2 protein-coding genes are annotated in these 1,447 nt (G+C 58.7%); both read right to left on the bottom strand.

The window, feature by feature from the left end:
* A partial coding sequence (locus tag F759_RS0135565; RefSeq protein ID WP_027803924.1) for an SEL1-like repeat protein occupies nt 1–896 on the bottom strand: 896 nt, incomplete at its 3' end.
* A 122-nt stretch (nt 897–1,018) separates the two neighbouring features.
* Nucleotides 1,019–1,447, bottom strand: a 429-nt coding sequence (locus tag F759_RS44750) for a phospholipase D-like domain-containing protein (protein ID WP_036026332.1), incomplete at its 5' end; no start/stop codon positions are given.

The raw sequence follows: 1,447 nt of genomic DNA, 5'->3' as shown, positions 1-1,447 counted from the left end.
GCGTCGATCAGCGTCTGTTTGTTGCCGTCCCACTTCGGCAGTGGCGCGGGTGGCAGTGGCAGTATCTTGTCGAGATTCGGGAGCTTCAGGCGGCCTTGATAGTGTCCCAAAGCATCGCCGAGCGCGCCGTAGCGTTCGGCGCGGGCCTCGTCGATATGGCCAACTATATTGGTACCGCTCGCGAGATCAAAACCATTAAATTCACTAGATAGAGAATTAGCGCATTTTGCACTGCCCAGTTTCACGCCTTCGTGAAAAAGCTTGAGTGCCTGGAGTTTGGATTCCGATGTAGTCCCCTTGTACAGATAGCCCAGATCATCTGCGGCATCGCCATATCCCTGCGACAGCGAGCATTGCAGCATCTTTATGCCGATGGTTGCATTACCCCAGAATTCACCGTCTGGGCTGTCGTAATTGCCGCTCATCTTGAAACCAAGGAAGGCCTGCGCAGCCGGGCTGCCCAGGTCGGCTGCGCGCTGGAAGAATGCATAGGCGTTGGTGGAATCGCCACCTTTGATCATCCCGTTCTGATGGTAAGTGCCCATCATGTCGTACGCGTCAGGCACGCCCAGCTGCATCGCTTTTTCGACCCAACGGATGGCGATCTCCGGGTCCTGCTCCGGCACGCCCGGGTAGCCGCTGACGATCAACGACGCGAGGTTGAGCATCGCCTTCCAGTGATTGCGTTCGGCGGCCTGACGATACAGTTGATAGACCTTTGGGTAATCGATATCTTCAAACCATATATCCGGGTTGTCCAGCGCCAGCGCCTGCTGGAACCACGCCTCCGCCTGCGGATCGATGGCAGGAACATGCTGGTCCTGATACACGCAGGTAAAGCTCCTGCGATGCGGGTCGAACAGCGGCAGTTTCTGGTAACGCGGAAGATGGGACATGGTGGCGGTCAGCCTGTTCGTCAATGAGCTAAGGGGCCCCGCGTGGACGCCCGCGGCGCACAGGCAAAGGGCCGCAATCAGGAAGCGGCAGAGCCGGGTAACGGAATTCAGGCCAGTTGCCTTCATGCGAGCGCCGTATTGCTGGAGGACGGGAGCGTGACCGACGCGTGCATGGTCTTGGTCGCCCGGTGGTCTTCGAACGGCAGAAGGAAGCCCTTCATGTTTTCAATGCCCTTCATTCGCGTGACAAGGTTGCTCCTCATTAGCGTGTTCCAATCCCGAAACACCTGCGGCATTCGAGCCCGGTCTCCTGTTCCACTCGTCGCTCCCCCCGAATGCAACTCAAACACCCGCTGCCGCAGCCCGCTCGCCCATTCGTGCCCGGTCGCGGCCACGTTGATCTCGCTATCCACCGCCATGCTGCGCTGGTTCAGATTGGCACTGCCCAGCGTCACGAATACATCGTCGATGAGCATCAGCTTCGAGTGGATGTATATCTCCCGATAGGCCATCCTGTTGTTCGCGTCCAGGCCACTGGTGCGCAGACGCGC

The sequence above is a fragment of the Paraburkholderia dilworthii genome (assembly GCF_000472525.1).
Classification (GTDB): Bacteria; Pseudomonadota; Gammaproteobacteria; order Burkholderiales; family Burkholderiaceae; genus Paraburkholderia; species Paraburkholderia dilworthii.
The sequence above is the reverse complement of the archived record's forward strand: the minus strand, read 5'-3'. Positions and strand labels throughout refer to the sequence as shown.